The organism is Mesorhizobium sp. WSM4840, from assembly GCF_055811755.1.
Genome location: NZ_JBVVQD010000017.1, coordinates 1 through 15,923, shown reverse-complemented (window position 1 = coordinate 15,923; position 15,923 = coordinate 1). Strand labels below are relative to the sequence as shown.

The window sequence follows — 15,923 nt, the reverse complement described above, 5'->3', positions numbered from 1 at the left end:
TCAACTCGTCAAAAAGATGATATCGCCAGCGTCGCACGAAACCGCAACGATGTCGCCCGGCTGGACGGCCGCAGCGGCAGCAACCCTGGCGATGAAGTGCAGCGTCGGGTCTTTCTCGGAGACAGCAAGCACGCGCTTGAAGCTGCCTTGAAACACAACGTCGCTCACCTTGGCCGTGCCGAACCCTACAGCGCCGCCGGCCGCGCCGAGGACAAGATGCTCCGGACGGACGGCGAGGGCGACAGTCGTCCCGGCCGGCAATGTGCCGGTCAGCGAAAGCGGTCCGACCTGCGTCGCGACAGTGATTGTTCCGTCCTTCGCCGCCGTCACCGCTCCTGAAATCAGCGTGCTTTCGCCCATGAAAGTCGCGGAAAAGCGCGTCGCCGGCCGCGCATAGACGCGCTCTGGCGGCCCTTCGTCCTCGATGCGCCCGTCATTCATCACCACGCAATGGTCGGCCAGCGCCATTGCCTCTTCCTGGTCGTGGGTGACGTGGATGAAGGCTGTGCCGACCCGTTTCTGGATCGCTTTCAGTTCGTCCTGCATCTGCCGGCGCAATTTTAGGTCGAGCGCGCCGAGCGGTTCGTCGAGCAGCAGTACGGCCGGCTCGACGACAAGGGCACGGGCCAGCGCTACACGCTGCCGCTGGCCGCCGGAAAGCTGGTGCGGCTTCTTGTCGAAGGCAGTCGCCAGACCGACCAGCGCCAGTGCCTCGCGCGCCCGCGCGGCCCGTGCCGCGGCATCGACACCTTGCATGCGCAGGCCGAAGCCGACATTGCTGCCGACGCTCATATGCGGAAACAGCGCATAGTCCTGGAACACCGTCGTCGTCGGCCGCTTCGCCGGCGGCACGGCGGTGCAGTCCTCGCCGCGGATCAGCACTTTGCCTTCGCTCGGCGTGACGAAGCCGCCGAGAATGGACAGCAGCGTCGTCTTGCCGGAGCCCGACGGGCCGAGCAGGATCGTGTAGCTGCCCGGTTCGATCGTCAGCGAGACGTTCTTCAGCACGGTATGCTGGCCGAAGCGGTGCGAGACAGAGCTTATGTCGACCAGTGGCGCGGTCATGCCGGCTTCCTCCGCAACAGCATCAGTTCAAAAAACACCACCAGCACGATGGAGACGGCGAAGACCAGCGAGCCGACGGCGTTGGTCTTGGGATTGAGGCCTGAGCGCAGCAGGTTCCAGATCTCGACCGGCAGCGTCGTGTCGAAGCGCGTCAGCAGGAACGAGATCACGAATTCGTCCCAGGAGAAGGTCATCGACAGGAAGAAGCCGGCGAAGATCGCCGGTGCCATGACAGGCACGGTGATCAGCAGCAGCACCTTCCATTCGGGCGCGCCGAGGTCGCGCGCGGCGCGCTCGATATTGATCTGGTGGTCGCCCATCTGGCTGTAGATGATGGCAAAGCACAGCGGCAGGTTGATAACGACATGGCCGATGCCGGCGGCAAGCAGCGATTTTGGCACGCCGGCCCAATTGAACAGCACCAGCAATCCCATGCCGATGATGAGATAGCTCACTGTCAGCGGCAACGTGATCAGCCCGCGCATCAGGCCTGAGCCCGGCAGGGCGAAACGCGCAAAACCCCAGGCAGAGAGGAAACCCAGCGCGACGGCTGCAGCTGAGGAGAGAGCCGCCACACCAAGCGAATTGACCAGTGCCGAGGTCAGCCGCGTGTCGGCGAGCACGGCGTCGTACCAGCGCAGCGACGGCCCGGTGAAGGGCGGGATCGGAAACGACGTCGCCTGCAGCGAAAACAGCACCAGCACGACCACCGGCAGGAAGATGAAGCCATAGATGGCGACCGCGTAGAGCCAAGAGAAGATACGGACAAGAGCGCGCATGGTCAGGCCCGCTCGATCTTCAGCCAGCGGGCGCAGGCGAGATAGGCGACAGTGACAACCGCCATCAGGATGATCGACAGCGCCGAGGCGAGCGGAAAATCGCCGCGCCGGCCGATCTGGATCATCACCAGCTGCGGCATCAAAAGCTCGTTGTTACCGCCCAGGATCTGCGGCGTGATGTAGTCGCCGATGCACAGCACGAAGGTGAGAAAGGCGCCGACCATGATGCCGGGCAAGGTCAGCGGCAGGACGACATGCAGGAACGTGCGCACCGGCCCGGCGCCGAGATCGGCGGCGGCTTTGCGGTAGCTCGGGCTGAGCTGCTTCAGATTGGCGAAGATCGTCAGCGTCAACAGCATGACGAAGAAATGGACGAAGCCAGTGATCGTGGCCAGCCGTGTGTTGGCGAGCTGCAGCGGCTCGCTGAACAGGCCGGAGCCGGTCAGCGCACGGTTGATCACGCCGTTCTGCGCCAGCACCAGAAGCCAGGAATAGGAGCGCACGACATAGGAGGTCCAGAACGGCAGCACCGCCAGCATCAGCGCCAGCCGCTGCCAGCGCTCCGGCACCTGTTCGGCCAGGATCCAGGCGAAGGGGTAGGCGAGCAGCACCGAAATCACTGTGACGATGGCGGTGACCTGCAGCGAGTTCACCATCGCCTGCCAATAGGCCGGATTGTTGAAGAACTGGCTGTAGTTGGACAGGGTGAAGCCGCCGCCGTCATGCGCCGTAAGGCTGGAAAACCCCATGGCCAGAAAAGGCAGCACGAAGAACAGCAGCGTCCAGCCGAGCGCCGGCGTGACCAGCGCCCAGGGCAGGGCACGCCCGGTGTTTCCAGTAGCGCTCACGACCGGCGACCGGTCACTGCGCCTGCAGCATTTCGGTCCAGACGTCCTGCATTTTCTTGTCGAGATCGGCGTTCGGCGCCGGGTAGGGCTGGGCGCGGGCGAGGAAATCCGGCTGCTCGTCGAAGCGCAGGATCTTCTTCTGCTCGTCGCTCAGCGCCGCCTTGGTGTTCGCCGGCATACCCCAATAGCAGGCAGAGGTCGCAAGCCGCGCCTGGCCTTCAGGGCTCATAATGTACTGGATGAACTTCAGCGCCATGTCCTTGTTTTTGGAATCCTTGAACATGGCCAGCGACTGCGACCACAGCACAGCACCTTCTTTAGGGATGGAGAAGTCGAGGGCTGGGTTCTCCTTGGCCAGCCCGGCCGTCACCCACTCGCCGCCGCCGACCAGAATGTCGACCTCGCCGGTCGCCAGCGCCGTCTGGCTGGCGGTCACCTCGCCGACCAGCTTGGCGTTGGCCTTCATCTTGAGCAGCTCTTCCTTGATGGCGGGAAGGTCGGCCTCGGTCAGTTCGACGGTCTTCTTGCCGATCGCCAGTGCTGCCATGCCGATGACCGGCAGATAGTAGTCATAGATGGCGATCTTGCCCTTGTACTTGTCGCCGGTCAGCGCGGCCAGCGACTGCATGTCGGCCGGATCGACCTTGGTCTTGTTGTAGCCGATGGTGTTGTAGCCGAATTTTTCGGTGATGCCGTAGCGCTTGCCGTCGACCACGGTGGAACTGTCCATCTTCACTTGGGGAAAGAGGTCGGCCAGCGGCAGTTTGTCTTCCGGCAGCGGCTCGAACAGGCCCTTTTCGACGCCGCGCGGTATGTCGATGCTGTCGATCACCATCACATCCCAGTCGCCGGGTTGCGACTGTTCGACAATCGCCATACCGGCGCCGGTGCCCTCGAACTCCTTGACATTGACCTTGACGCCATTGGCCTCCTCGAAAGGCTGCAGCAGCGCCGGGTCGGCGTGATCGCACCAGATCAGAGCGTTGAGATCCGCAGCCTGAGCGAAGCTGCCCGTCGCCAGCAGCAGTGCTGTCGCAGCACAAGCGGCGTGGAGATGGCTCTTCAGAACGGAAAGCGGATTCTTGGCAGTTGGATTCGGGGTCGTCAGGTGAATGCGCATCGAGTGTTCTCCCTTGCCTTTTTGGCTTGTGGCAAAAATTGAACCAATTCAAAAATTGAGTCAATTCTGTTTTTATGGCAAAATAGCCGATATGAGCGGATTGCGGGCAAGGCAAAAGGCGGATCGGCATCGCCGTATCATCGAGGCGGCGGCGGAGCTTTTTCGCGATGCCGGCTATGAAGGCGCCAAGATCGAGACCATCGCAGCTCAGGCCGAGGTCTCGGTCGGCACGATCTACAACTATTACCAGAACAAGGGCGATATCCTCGGCGCCATCGTCTCGATGGAGGTCAACGAGGTGCTCAATGCCGGGCAGGGCGTCGTCGCCAACCCGCCGGCCAATGTCGGAGATGCGCTCGATACGCTGCTCGGCATCTATATCGAGCATTCGCTGCATTATCTCAGCAAGGAGATGTGGCGGCAGGCGATGGCGATCTCGACTCAACTGCCCGACAGCCCGTTCGGCCAGGCCTATACCGCGCTAGACCGGGCGCTGACCGAGCAGATCCGCGCGCTGATCGCCCGGCTGCAGGGGCTCGGCCTGGTGCGCCGGGATATCGATGGACACGCCTTGGGCGAACTGGTGTTCAACAACATGAACATGATGTTCATCGAGTTCGTGAAGCGCGACGGCGCCAGAATTGCCGAATTGCGCGCCGCGATTCGCCGGCAGAACCGGATTCTGGTGGCGGCGATCGCGGTGTGAGGGGCGGGATCTCCCGATGGGACTTCTGGTGGCCCGGACGCCGCTAAGCCGCAATCGCGCCGGTTCAATTCAGCCGGTGGTGCGTGGAGCACTCCCGCTGCTGACTTCCCATATCGGCGCGATCGGCGGTTTACCGGGCATGCCTTGGCGGCCGCGCACGCGGAAACGGCACGACGGTCAATGGCGCCTTGCGGAATTCCGCGATGGCTATTTCTTCAATCAGGGAGTCGAGTGCCTCGCCGACGCGTTGGCTCGTTTCGTCCATGCCGCAGAGCCGGTTTTGGGCACACTCCAAGAGCTCGCGCGCTGCAGCGAAGTCGCTTCGCATAACACCACCCGTTGTTTAGCCCACCGCACAGACATTGTCGGCGCGCTAAATTGAGCGATTGCTAATATACACAGGCGCATTTTAATCGAATGGCATTAGAATGGCCGGGAGCAGGAGATGCCGGCCGGTCTGCATCCCTGGTGCTTCCATTGGTTCTGATTCCCTGGGCACGACCCGGAGGACCTGGGGAGGGCATGGGCGCTTTGCGTTGCAGAACGCGGGAGATTAGTCCCGATACGATCTTGGACGGCCGAGAAATTCTCTCGCGGCAGCGATTTGGCGTCGATGCTCGCGGAGGAAGGTCAGGCTGAAACAAATCGAAAAGGCCAGCCCTGAAAGGGTTATCGTTGCTTGCGAGGTCGGATCAGGATCGTGAATTAGCAGGAAGCGGAAACCGAGCGCCAACGCGAGGGCAGCAAGGCTGCCATACATGCCACCAATAAAAGGTGCGATCGTGCGTTTCTGCTCCAACGGCGACTCCTATGGTTACCGCCAGGGAATACCTGTCGTTCCGCTATGGGAATATATGCGTTGGACCTGATATGCTACCGATCCCGACGGCCCCGGCCTGTGGAAATCGGGGATGAGCAGATATCGCCAGCCCGTGCTGTTGTTTACTGGTGCCCCCGGACGGAATCGAACCGCCGACCTTCGGTTTACAAAACCGCTGCTCTACCAGCTGAGCTACAAGGGCACGGCCCTCCGGTTAGCATATTTGTTGTGCCAGTAAAGACAAAACTCCGTTTGAACGCGCCGGAGCTGCCGGCGCGGGCATCCTGAAAACGGCCAATTCGCCTCCTATATTGATCGAAGGTGCAATCGCATAGGCGAGGGTGTCGCATGGTGAGACTTGTCGTCATTGCCCTGGTCGTCGTCGTGGCCTGGATTCTGCTGGTGAAGCTCATCAAGGATTTGAAGGGCGCTAACGTCGACTGGACCGGCGTCACCACCATTATCGGCTTCATCGCGCTTGCCTTCTGGCTGCGCCATATCACCGGCATGGGCTGAGGCCTCCCGCCGGTGCGACTGTCGATCGGCGCTCTCGCCGGTCGTAATTTGCGCGCCTGACTGCAAACCTGTTCAGTTCGGCCGCTTTTGCGCTTTTGAAAAAATCCAAAAAAACCGTCGAACCTTTTTCCTTGCTGCAACGACTGATGGTCAAGAGGCGGGATGGATCGCCTCTCAGACAACGCAGCAAGGAGATCGTCATGTTCAAGCGCACCATCGTTTCCGGCCTCATCGCCACCACTGTCGCCGCCGCCATGCTGGCCGGCACCGTTCAGCCTTCGGCCGCCCATCACAAGCACCATCACAACAAGCACCTTGGCATCGGCATCGCCGCCGGCGTCGGCGGCTTCCTGCTCGGCAGCGCGCTCGCCCAGCCGCGCACCGTCTATATCGAGGAAAATGGCGGCTCATGGCACGTCCGGCGCTGCCTCAACCGCTATCAGAGTTACGATCCGTACTCGGACACCTATGTCGGCTACGACGGCTATCGTCACCGCTGCCGGCTTTGAGGGGAGGTGAACCGTTTCAGGCAAGGGAAAAAGGGGCACCCACTGCCCCTTTTTCAGCTGTCTGGGTTGCAAAATTGAGCCCGGCACCGCAACCGGTTCCAGCGAGGGATGTACAGGGATTTTTCGACAGCTTAGTCTGGCGGTGAAGGCACCAGAGGGAGAGGGACGCTTGGACGAGCACGAACCCAAGGAAGAGCAGATTGAGACGGATTTCCGCAACGGCACGATCACCACCGTCGGCATTCTACTGGCTTTCTCGCTGGGCTTCATCACGCATTGGGCCGCCAACCCGCTCCCTTGGGAAATCTATCACCTGGCAGCCGTCGTGCCGATTTTGATAGGCATTGCCTTGCAGATACGAGCGCTGCGGTTGCTGCTCGACACAACGTCTCTACAGCGACGCGTCTATGAACGCGCCACCCGCATCTTCATCGCCGGCCTCATCTTCACCGCCTGCGGAGTTGGGCTGGCGATGCTGCTTGATTTCTACGACCTATCGACCAAGAGCGCGGTGCCCGGGGCCTAGCTCATCCTGACAGATGTCGCACCATTCGGCGCCGGTCAGCGCCGCCATGCGCTCGACGCCTATTTTCACCGCTGCATTGGTTGCGCCGGCCGCTGGCACGACCTGATCGTAGGCGCGCAGCGATACGTCGCAATAGACCGGCAACGGCGAGGCGAGGCCGAAGGGGCAGACGCCGCCAATCGGATGGCCAGTGATTTCGGCCACCTGCTCGGCATCGAGCATGCGCGGCTTGCCGCCGAATGCATCGCGCGATTTGCGATTGTCGATGCGCGCGTCGCCGCGGGCGACGACCAGCATGACCCGGTCACCGACGCGCAGGCAGATGGTCTTGGCGATCTGCCCCGGCTCGACGCCGTGCGCCTCGGCCGCGAGCGCGACGGTCGCCGAGCTTGTCGGCGTTTCGATCAGCTCGATGTCGGGGGCATATTCGGCGAAGAAGGCTTTGACGGATTGGAGGCTCATGCGTCTTTCGGGCGTCGGCTGGCGGAAGGTGGACGCAAACTTGGCCGTAGCCGGGCGGCTGTCAAGGTGAGCGCGTAGCGCCAATCTCGAAGAGTGAACCCGGTCCGGCGGCGCGGCTTGGTGAAGAAGGGGGCGGCAGACCACCAATCATCCTGGTTATTTCCGTTGCGGCTTCGCGCACCAGGGGGCCGATCTCGACCAGCCGCTCCGGCGTCACCCGCACTGTCGGTCCCGAAACCGAAACCCCGCCGATCGGCTCGCCGAACTCGTTGAAGATCGCGGCGGCCACGCAGCGCATGCCGGGATGCCGCTCCTCGTCGTCGACCGACCAGCCGCGCAGCTTGATCGTCACCAGGTCGCGGGCCAGCGCCGAGATGTCGGACAGCGTCTTTTCGGTGAAGCGCTCCAGCCCGGCCCGGCGCAGGATGGCGCCGACGCGCTCTGGCTCGAGATGCGCCAGCACCGCCTTGCCGATGCCCGACGCATGGAAGGAACTGCGCGTGCCCGGCCGGAAGAAGGCGCGGATCGCCTGATGCGTCTCGACCTGGCTGACGAAGACGACGCAATCGTCCTCGGCGACGCCGAGATTGGCGGTCTCGCCGGTTTTCTCCATCAGTTCCTGCATGACGGTGCGGGCGCGGTCGACCAGTTTGCGGCGGCGCAGGAATGCCGCGCCCATGCGATAGGTCTCGACGCCGATCGACCAGAGCTGGTCGGTGCCGTCGAACTCGACCATGCCGTGGTTTTCCAGCGTCGTCAGCATGCGGTAGGCGGTGGAGGCGGGGAGGCCGCTCTGCGCGGCGATCTCGCTCAGCGACAGACCGCTGCCGTCGGCGACGATGGCGAGGATGCGCAGCGCCCGGTCGAGCGACTGCACCGAAGCGGCGCCTGACGGACCGTGGAAGGCACGCGGCCGCCCGCGCTGGCGTTTTTCGGTGGTTTCCATGGCGGCATTCTTGCCGATTTCGCCAAATGCGCAATGAAAAAGTTTTTCACCAATTTGCCAGGCAGTTTTATGGAAAACGGAAAACACAATGAAATCAGAATGTAGTCGCCGGATCTTCGAAATGAAAAAATATTTTGAAAAAATTGAAAAATAGCCGGCGCACTGGCATTCTCGGCCAGCAACAAATTCCGTGGAGGCTGACATGGCCAGGATGCGCGCGGTCGACGCAGCGGTTCTCGTTCTCGAAAAGGAAGGCATTTCCTGCGCCTTCGGCGTGCCGGGTGCGGCGATCAACCCGTTCTATTCGGCGGTAAAGGCGAGGGGTACGATCCGTCACATCCTCGCACGCCATGTCGAGGCGGCATCGCACATGGCCGAAGGGTATACCCGCGCCAAGTCAGGCAATATTGGCCTGTGCATCGGCACTTCAGGCCCGGCCGGCACCGACATGATCACCGGTCTCTATTCGGCCGCGGCCGATTCCATCCCGATCCTCTGCATCACCGGCCAGGCGCCGCGGGCGCGTCTCAACAAGGAGGATTTCCAGGCCGTCGACATCGCCGCCATTGCCGCACCGGTCGCCAAATGGGCGGTCACCGTCATGGAACCCTACCTCGTGCCGATGGCGCTGCAGAAGGCGTTCCACCTGATGCGCTCGTCGCGGCCCGGTCCGGTGCTGATCGACCTGCCGGTCGATGTGCAACTGGCCGAGATCGAGTTCGACATCGATGCTTATGAGCCGCTGGTGCCGTTCAAGCCGGCAATGTCACGCAGCCAGGCTGAGAAAGCCTTGGCGATGCTCAACGCGGCCGAAAAGCCTGTCATCGTTGCCGGCGGCGGCATCATCAACGCCGATGCCTCGGATCTGCTGATCGAGTTCGCCGAAGTCACCGGCGTGCCCGTGATCCCGACGCTGATGGGCTGGGGCGCGATTCCCGACGACCACCGGCTGATGGCCGGCTTGTGCGGGCTGCAGACGTCGCATCGCTACGGCAACGCGACGATGCTAGAGGCCGACTTCGTCTTCGGCATCGGCAACCGCTGGGCCAACCGCCATACCGGCTCGGTCGACGTCTACACCAAGGGCAAAAAATTCATCCATGTCGACATCGAGCCGACCCAGATCGGCCGTGTCTTCGCGCCGGATCTCGGTGTCGTCTCGGATGCCGGTGCGGCACTGAAAATGCTGCTCGACGTCGCCACCGAATGGAAGACGGCGCGGAAACTGCGCGACTGGTCGGGCTGGGCCAGGGAATGCCAGGGCCGCAAGAAGACGATGAAGCGCAAGACGCATTTCGACCAGGTGCCGCTGAAGCCGCAGCGCGTCTACGAGGAGATGAACAAGGCATTTGGCCGCGATACCACCTATGTCACCACGATCGGGCTTTCGCAGATCGCCGGCGCGCAGTTCCTGCATGTCTATAAGCCGCGCAACTGGATCAATTGCGGCCAGGCCGGTCCGCTCGGCTGGACGCTGCCGGCCGCACTTGGCGTTCGCGCCGCCGATCCGCAGCGAAACATCGTCGCGCTTTCCGGCGACTATGATTTCCAGTTCATGATCGAGGAACTGGCGGCCGGCGCGCAGCACAAATTGCCCTATATCCATGTCGTGGTGAACAATGCCTATCTCGGCCTGATCCGCCAGGCGCAGCGCGGCTTTTCGATGGATTTCGAGGTCAGCCTCGCCTTCGAGAACGTCAACCGCAAAGACGATCCCGAGGCTGGCTATGGCGTCGACCATGTTGCTGTCGCCGAGGCCATGGGCTGCAAGGCGGTCCGGGTGCGCAGGCCGGAGGAATTCGCCGGCGCGTTCAAGCAGGCGCAGCGCCTGATGAAGGATCACCAGGTTCCCGTCGTGCTTGAATTCATCTTAGAGCGCGTCACCAACATTTCGATGGGCACGGAAATCGATGAGATCACCGAGTTCGAGGAGCTTGCCGAACACCATGAAGACGCCCCCACGGCGATCGTCATGCTCGATTAAGCTGCGCTGATATTCACGTGATGCCGGCCTGACCTGATCTCACCACAGCTTGGGCCGGGCGAAAACAAGGAGAAACAAGGAGAAACAAGATGCCGCGTTTTTCAGCCAATCTCTCGATGCTCTTTGGCGAGCACGATTTCCTCGACCGCTTCGATGCCGCCGCCCGCGCCGGCTTTAGCGGTGTCGAATATATCGGCCCTTATGACCATGCGCCCGATGTCGTTGCGGCGAGGCTGAAGAAAAACGGCCTGACGCAAGTGCTCTTCAACCTGCCGGCCGGCGACTGGGGCAAGGGCGAGCGCGGCATTGCGGTGTTGCCGGATCGTGTTCCCGAGTTCCGGCAAGGCGTCGCCAAGGCGATCACCTACGCGCATGCGCTGGGTTGCGAACAGGTCAACTGCCTCGCAGGCATCGCGCCGCGAGGCGTCGAGCGTTCAGTGCTGGAAGATGTCTTCGCCGAAAACCTGGCTTTCGCAGCGGAGAAGCTGGCGCAGGCCGGCATCAGGCTGTTGATCGAGCCGATCAACACCCGCGACATTCCGGGCTTCTTCCTGAACTATTCGGACCAGGCCCTGGCGCTCATCGACCGCGTCGGCTCGAAGAACCTGTTCCTGCAATACGACATTTATCACATGCAGATCATGGAGGGGGATCTCGCCCGCACCATCGAGGCCAACCTCGGCCGCATCGCGCATATCCAGCTTGCGGACAATCCCGGCCGTCATGAGCCGGGGACGGGCGAGATCAATTTTCCTTTTCTGTACAACCACATCGACCGCATCGGCTATTCCGGCTGGATCGGGGCGGAGTACAAGCCGAAGTCCGGCACGGAAGCCGGACTCGGATGGTTCCAGGACTTGGCCGGGCAGGCCAGAGGGGGGCGCCACGGAACGCGGCCTCAACAAGGAAACACCAGGGAGATAATCAAATGGACACCATCGGTTTCATCGGCCTCGGCATCATGGGCGCGCCGATGGCGGGGCATCTGCTCGATGCTGGCTACACCGTTGTCGCCAGCGACCATCGCTCGAAACCGCCGGCCGATCTCGTCGCCAAGGGTCTGAAGACCGTCACCGGCCATCACGCCGTTGCGAAAACGGCCGACATCGTCATCACCATGGTTCCCGACACGCCTGAGGTGGCCGACGTGCTGTTTGGCGAAAACGGTGTCGCCTCGGGTTTGACCGGGGGCAAGCTGGTCATCGACATGAGCTCGATCTCGCCGATCGAGACCAAGGTTTTTGCCAGGAAGATCAACGACCTCGGCTGCGACTATCTCGATGCGCCGGTGTCGGGCGGCGAGGTCGGCGCCAAGGCCGCGTCGCTGACCATCATGGTCGGCGGCGAGGAAAAGGCCTTCGAGCGCGCCAGGCCGGTATTCGAGAAGATGGGCAAGAACATCACGCTGGTTGGCCCGAACAGCGTCGGCCAGACCACCAAAGTCGCCAACCAGATCGTCGTCGCGCTGACCATCGAAGCGGTCGCCGAAGCGCTTGTTTTTGCGTCGAAAGCCGGCGCCGACCCGGCCAAGGTGCGACAGGCGCTGATGGGCGGGCTCGCGGCCTCGCGCATTCTAGAAGTGCATGGCGAGCGCATGATCAAGCGCAGCTTCGCGCCGGGCTTTCGCATCGAGCTGCACCAGAAGGATCTTAATCTCGCCCTGGAAGGGGCAAAAGCGCTTGGCGTGGCACTACCCAACACCTCGACGACGCAACAATTGTTCAATTCCTGCGCGGCCAATGGCGGCGCTAAGGAGGATCATTCGGCGCTGGTCAAGGCGCTGGAGCGAATGGCCGGACATGAGATGGAGTGAGATCGATCGCTTGGTGGTACCCGCGGCAGCGATGGAGGCATCAGTGCGACGGGTTGGCCCGCCATTTCGCAACAAGGTAGAGAAGCAAGATACCAAGCATCATAATTGCTGCAGACAAGAACGGCAGTGCCGCAAATATCGACATAAGAAGCAGACCAACGACCCCGACAATCAGCGTTGGTGTCACAAATATATTTCTGTAGAGGAGGCAAAGACAGAGTATAGATCCTACCGTTGTGAAATAAATTTGGTTTTGCTCAATTCTGAATTGTTCTCTCACGGCGCTGGGAGTCTTAGAAAACAAAATTAGTATCAAAATGAGTATACTCGATAGCAACATCGCGAGGAAAAGGCGACGAAGCACAAGTTCTTTTGTTTTGAACTCGTTCAAACTGAGAACGAGCTTAAGGTCACGAAGCTCGGCCCTGCGCGCCTCACGCTGGTACTCGTGGAGACGCTCCCACGACAGCGATACGCGGTTGGGCAGGTACTTAAGTAAAAACAGCTTCTCGAAGTCGTCGACGATCTGCTCTCTGATTGTCATGTCTGGGCGCCACGAATGGCGGTTAAGCCACACCCAATTCTGGTCGTCATTCGCCATTTCGGATACTCTTGAGGTGCGCGTGCGCCGCATAAAGGCTCACCGCCGCCGCATTCGACACGTTGAGCGAGCGGATGGCGCCCGGCATGTCGAGCCGGGCGAGCGTCGTCACCGTCTCACGGGTCTTCTGGCGCAAGCCCTTGCCCTCGGCGCCCAGCACCAGCGCGATCTTTTCCCCGGCAAGGCTTTTCTCGAGTTCCGCCGGCCCGTCCGAATCGAGGCCGATGGTCTGGAAGCCGGCCTCGTGCAGCTGGCCGAGCGCGTCGGCGAGGTTCTTCACCTCGATTTGGTCGATATGCTCCAGCGCGCCGGAGGCCGATTTTGCCAGCACGCCGGATTCATGCGGGCTGTGGCGCGCCGTGGTGATCAGCGCGCCGGCGCCGAAGGCGACCGCCGAGCGCAGGATCGCGCCGACATTGTGCGGGTCGGTAACCTGGTCGAGGACCAGCACCAGCGTGGTGTCGCCGAGCGCATCGAGGCGCTTGGGTTTTAGCGGCTCGGCTTCGATAAGCACGCCCTGATGCACGGCATCGGAGCCGGTGACCTTGTCGATGACTTTCGGCTCGACCATCTCTGTCTCAAAGGGCAAGGCGGCGAGGTCGGCGATCGCCAGCCGCTCGGCGGCGTTGCGCGTCACCAGCATCTTCTTGATCCGCCGGCGCGGATTGTCGAGTGCCGCCCGCACCGTGTGCAGGCCGTAAAGTCGCACCAGGCCGTCCGTTGCTGTCTCTCCTGGCGGCACCGGCTGGCGCGGCCTGAACGCCGGCGCGCCGCCGCTTTTCTCGTCGCGATGCGCACGCCGCAGCTTGGCGTAGTGGGTGTCTTTCGGGGTCTTGGGCTTGTTATCGTTGCTCATGGCCGGTTCTATAGCCGTGTCGTCTGTCTATGGATACAGCCGGATACCCTGCTCGGCGGGTCGTCAAGAAATTCAGCGCGTTTGCCGGGATGTTGCGGTTGACAGTTTTGGGCGCTGCCGCCATAAGGCGCTTCGCGAAGGGCTGCTCACGCGGTCGCGACGCGTCGATGCCTCGTTGCATGGCTCCGGCGGCAGACTGGAGAGGTGCCCGAGTGGTTAAAGGGGACGGACTGTAAATCCGTTGGCTATGCCTACGTTGGTTCAAATCCAACCCTCTCCACCACTGCCGGCCCGGAAGCCCTGAAACGCAAAGCATCGGACCGAAAAGTGCATAGCGGTTTTCGGGCGAGAGGCGCGGGTATAGCTCAGTGGTAGAGCAGCAGCCTTCCAAGCTGAATATGCGGGTTCGATTCCCGCTACCCGCTCCAAGCATGCTGTTGAAGTCATTATCAAAAACAACTTCCTTGAAAATGCGCCGTGTCACTGTCTGTGGCGGTTCTGTAGTGCCTGAGCGGCAATGCCGTCATCCACATCGCCAGGTCTTCAGTCGGCGCCTCCGGCGACATGCTCTTCATATTGAGGCAGGTCGTCGGCGATCGTAAACCACTTCGCCTTGGAGCCGACAAAGATGTGCTGGGTCGCGCGGATGGTCGGCTCGTCGACGAGGGTTCCCATGGCGACGTGCACGAAGGCGCCGTCGCGGACGACCGAATAGAGCAATGAGCCGCAGGTCTTGCAGTGCACGTCGTGGCCGGTCTCCTCGCCAAAGATCAGGAGGTTGTCCTCGCCCTTGGTCAGGCTCAGTCTCTCACGCTCGATGCCGGCAAACGGCTTGAAGGCCGAACCGGTGGTGCGCCGGCAGTTCGAGCAGTGGCAGTTGGCGGCGTAGATGAACTCGTCGGCCACCGCGTATTGCACGGCGCCGCACAGGCATTTTCCGGCAAGCATGCGGGTGCCAGCATTCTCCTCGCTTGTCACAGGTTTCTCCATTTTTTGCGGGCAGCGGCCAAGTTGAAATTTGTGGTGTAACCGTTGTTTTGGTCACCACTGCCCAAATTATGCGACGACGGTCAGTCGGCGCCTACGCTCGTCGAGCGACACGATGGTCAGCCCGCTGGCCACCACCAGCAGGATGCCGCTGATCGCCAGCGCGTTCGGCAATTGCTGGAACACCACCAGCCCCGAAATGACCGCCCAGACGGTGAAGCAGTAGTAGAAGGGCGCCACCACCCCGGTCGGCCCGGCGCGATAGGCCATGAAGATGAAGAAATGGCCGAAGATCAGGAACAATCCGGCCCCGGCCATCAGCAGCAAATGATGCGTCTCGGGCATCACCCAACGCTCGGACATCAGATGCGCGACGCCTGAGCCGACCAGCACCACCACCACCGCGGAAATTGCGACGATCATGCCAGGCACGTCGGCGGCGACCCGCCGCCCGGCGAGATCGCGCGCGGCGGCGAATGCCGCATTGCCGAGCGCCAGCAAGGCGTAGACCGAGATGCCCTGCATGGTCGGCTGCGCCACCATCACCGCGCCGATGAAGCCGAGCCCGATCAGCGCCATGCGCAGCCCCCCGATCCGTTCGCCGAACAGGACAGCGGAGCCAATCAGCATGAGCAGGGGAGTGATCTGCCCCAGGGCGGTCGAATCGGCGATCTGCATGTTGGCGAGCGCCACCACGTAGCAAAGGATTGCCGCCAACTCGAACAGGTTTCTTTGCAACACTCTCCGCTCGAGGATCAGCGGGATCTGCCTGGCGTAGCCCAGCGCAAACAGCAACGGGATGCCCCAAAGCGTTGCCGCCGTCCCGCGCAAAAACAGCACTTCATAGGGCGGCAGCCCCACCGTCGCCAGCTTCATCATGGTGTCGTTGGCGACATAGGACCCGGTCGAGAGGATCATGAACAGCGGGCCGCGGATGGCGATCGGAATGTAATGCATGGGATCAGGAAATCAGACCGGCGCCACACCGGCAATGGGCCAGATCCGGCTGTAAATCCGGCAAGGCAGACAGGCGGAAGCGGCGATGTCCACCCGCTGAATGCCGGTACCCGCGAAACCTATCTCCGGCCATTCCATTCCTTCTTGTTCGTTCCTATATCCGCGCCACATCCCCGAAAACCGGATCATGGGTTCAGTCCGGGTGAGAAAGCCCCGGCCACAAGGCACTTGTGTTTTTCGGCCGCAGTCGCTAATCGCCCCGCATTCGACTGAACTGAAGGTCCAGGCCGTCCAAGGAAAGAGACTATGGCAAAAGGTAAATTCGAGCGTACAAAGCCTCATGTGAACATTGGCACGATTGGCCACGTCGATCATGGCAAGACGTCGCTGACGGCGGCGATCACCAAGTATTTTGGCGAATACAAGCG

19 protein-coding genes, 3 tRNA genes and 1 pseudogene are annotated in these 15,923 nt (G+C 61.8%); 11 read left to right on the top strand and 12 right to left on the bottom strand.

The genetic code is table 11. The features are described from left to right. Genes AC0L3I_RS21980 through AC0L3I_RS21965 form a run of 4 tightly spaced genes read right to left on the bottom strand, consistent with a single transcriptional unit; the run spans position 1 to position 3,812 of the window. A complete protein-coding gene (locus tag AC0L3I_RS21980) occupies positions 1–1,065 on the bottom strand; it encodes an ABC transporter ATP-binding protein (RefSeq protein ID WP_473528201.1) in 1,065 nt (354 codons plus the stop codon). Continuing rightward, the gene (locus AC0L3I_RS21975; RefSeq protein ID WP_473488691.1) at positions 1,062–1,844 is read right to left on the bottom strand and encodes an ABC transporter permease; all 783 of its coding nucleotides are present in this window, start codon (positions 1,842–1,844) and stop codon (positions 1,062–1,064) included. Before AC0L3I_RS21975 ends, AC0L3I_RS21980 begins: the two co-directional genes overlap by 4 nt. A gap of 2 nt (positions 1,845–1,846) precedes the next feature. Next, positions 1,847–2,692: an ABC transporter permease gene (locus AC0L3I_RS21970; protein WP_473488692.1), complete on the bottom strand. Its 846-nt coding sequence runs from the start codon at positions 2,690–2,692 to the stop codon at positions 1,847–1,849. Positions 2,693–2,705: 13 nt separating this feature from the next. After that, complete coding sequence (locus AC0L3I_RS21965; protein WP_473528200.1) at positions 2,706–3,812, bottom strand: polyamine ABC transporter substrate-binding protein; 1,107 nt, start codon at positions 3,810–3,812, stop codon at positions 2,706–2,708. A 91-nt stretch (positions 3,813–3,903) separates the two neighbouring features. On the opposite strand from AC0L3I_RS21965, the gene AC0L3I_RS21960 reads away from it, so the two are divergent. Both AC0L3I_RS21960 and AC0L3I_RS21955 read left to right on the top strand, forming a co-directional pair. Further along, complete coding sequence (locus tag AC0L3I_RS21960) at positions 3,904–4,518, top strand: TetR/AcrR family transcriptional regulator (protein ID WP_473488694.1); 615 nt, start codon at positions 3,904–3,906, stop codon at positions 4,516–4,518. A gap of 16 nt (positions 4,519–4,534) precedes the next feature. Then, entirely contained in the window at positions 4,535–4,900 is a 366-nt protein-coding gene (locus tag AC0L3I_RS21955; RefSeq protein WP_473488695.1) for a hypothetical protein, read from the top strand. A gap of 171 nt (positions 4,901–5,071) precedes the next feature. Here the strand turns inward: AC0L3I_RS21955 and AC0L3I_RS21950 are convergent, their stop codons facing one another. Both AC0L3I_RS21950 and AC0L3I_RS21945 read right to left on the bottom strand, forming a co-directional pair. After that, complete coding sequence (locus tag AC0L3I_RS21950; RefSeq protein WP_473488696.1) at positions 5,072–5,317, bottom strand: hypothetical protein; 246 nt, start codon at positions 5,315–5,317, stop codon at positions 5,072–5,074. 147 nt (positions 5,318–5,464) lie between these two features. After that, positions 5,465–5,540: transfer RNA gene (locus AC0L3I_RS21945), tRNA-Thr, on the bottom strand. Between the two features lie 146 nt (positions 5,541–5,686). Between AC0L3I_RS21945 and AC0L3I_RS21940 the strand changes: the two genes are divergently transcribed. The 3 genes from AC0L3I_RS21940 (at position 5,687) to AC0L3I_RS21930 (ending at position 6,889) form a co-directional block, all read left to right on the top strand. Continuing rightward, positions 5,687–5,854 (top strand): hypothetical protein, encoded by a 168-nt coding sequence (locus AC0L3I_RS21940; RefSeq protein ID WP_473488697.1) that lies wholly within the window; start codon positions 5,687–5,689, stop codon positions 5,852–5,854. Positions 5,855–6,054: 200 nt separating this feature from the next. Further along, positions 6,055–6,363, top strand: coding sequence for a BA14K family protein (locus AC0L3I_RS21935; protein WP_473488698.1), 309 nt, complete (start codon positions 6,055–6,057; stop codon positions 6,361–6,363). A 169-nt stretch (positions 6,364–6,532) separates the two neighbouring features. Beyond that, on the top strand, positions 6,533–6,889 hold the full coding sequence (locus tag AC0L3I_RS21930; protein WP_095489666.1) for a hypothetical protein: 357 nt from the start codon (positions 6,533–6,535) through the stop codon (positions 6,887–6,889). Here AC0L3I_RS21930 and AC0L3I_RS21925 read toward each other — a convergent pair. Both AC0L3I_RS21925 and bhcR read right to left on the bottom strand, forming a co-directional pair. Next, the gene (locus tag AC0L3I_RS21925) at positions 6,857–7,351 is read right to left on the bottom strand and encodes a YbaK/EbsC family protein (RefSeq protein ID WP_473528199.1); all 495 of its coding nucleotides are present in this window, start codon (positions 7,349–7,351) and stop codon (positions 6,857–6,859) included. The two genes, AC0L3I_RS21930 and AC0L3I_RS21925, sit on opposite strands and share 33 nt — an antisense overlap. A gap of 61 nt (positions 7,352–7,412) precedes the next feature. Beyond that, positions 7,413–8,297 carry an HTH-type transcriptional regulator BhcR gene (gene bhcR, locus AC0L3I_RS21920; protein ID WP_473528198.1) on the bottom strand — a complete coding sequence of 295 codons (885 nt, stop codon included), beginning with the start codon at positions 8,295–8,297 and terminating at the stop codon, positions 7,413–7,415. A 202-nt stretch (positions 8,298–8,499) separates the two neighbouring features. Between bhcR and gcl the strand changes: the two genes are divergently transcribed. From gcl to AC0L3I_RS21905, 3 genes and pseudogenes are all read left to right on the top strand, one after another. Further along, positions 8,500–10,281, top strand: coding sequence for a glyoxylate carboligase (gcl, locus tag AC0L3I_RS21915; RefSeq protein ID WP_473488701.1), 1,782 nt, complete (start codon positions 8,500–8,502; stop codon positions 10,279–10,281). A gap of 89 nt (positions 10,282–10,370) precedes the next feature. After that, positions 10,371–11,150: pseudogene (hyi, locus tag AC0L3I_RS21910) on the top strand (hydroxypyruvate isomerase); the annotation flags it as partial. Between the two features lie 59 nt (positions 11,151–11,209). Beyond that, positions 11,210–12,094: a 2-hydroxy-3-oxopropionate reductase gene (locus tag AC0L3I_RS21905; RefSeq protein WP_473528197.1), complete on the top strand. Its 885-nt coding sequence runs from the start codon at positions 11,210–11,212 to the stop codon at positions 12,092–12,094. A 40-nt stretch (positions 12,095–12,134) separates the two neighbouring features. Here AC0L3I_RS21905 and AC0L3I_RS21900 read toward each other — a convergent pair whose 3' ends face one another. Next, the gene (locus tag AC0L3I_RS21900; protein ID WP_473528196.1) at positions 12,135–12,695 is read right to left on the bottom strand and encodes a hypothetical protein; all 561 of its coding nucleotides are present in this window, start codon (positions 12,693–12,695) and stop codon (positions 12,135–12,137) included. Continuing rightward, complete coding sequence (locus AC0L3I_RS21895; RefSeq protein ID WP_473528195.1) at positions 12,685–13,551, bottom strand: TrmH family RNA methyltransferase; 867 nt, start codon at positions 13,549–13,551, stop codon at positions 12,685–12,687. Before AC0L3I_RS21895 ends, AC0L3I_RS21900 begins: the two co-directional genes overlap by 11 nt. Positions 13,552–13,749: 198 nt before the next feature. Here AC0L3I_RS21895 and AC0L3I_RS21890 point away from each other — a divergent pair. After that, a tRNA-Tyr gene (locus AC0L3I_RS21890) sits at positions 13,750–13,834 on the top strand. Positions 13,835–13,905: 71 nt separating this feature from the next. Beyond that, positions 13,906–13,979: transfer RNA gene (locus tag AC0L3I_RS21885), tRNA-Gly, on the top strand. Between the two features lie 115 nt (positions 13,980–14,094). Here AC0L3I_RS21885 and AC0L3I_RS21880 read toward each other — a convergent pair. Both AC0L3I_RS21880 and AC0L3I_RS21875 read right to left on the bottom strand, forming a co-directional pair. After that, positions 14,095–14,541 (bottom strand): GFA family protein, encoded by a 447-nt coding sequence (locus AC0L3I_RS21880; protein ID WP_473528194.1) that lies wholly within the window; start codon positions 14,539–14,541, stop codon positions 14,095–14,097. A gap of 66 nt (positions 14,542–14,607) precedes the next feature. Further along, entirely contained in the window at positions 14,608–15,495 is an 888-nt protein-coding gene (locus tag AC0L3I_RS21875; protein WP_473528193.1) for a DMT family transporter, read from the bottom strand. 306 nt (positions 15,496–15,801) lie between these two features. On the opposite strand from AC0L3I_RS21875, the gene AC0L3I_RS21870 reads away from it, so the two are divergent. Continuing rightward, positions 15,802–15,923: GTP-binding protein (locus AC0L3I_RS21870; protein WP_246677656.1), on the top strand; the 122-nt coding region annotated here is incomplete at its 3' end.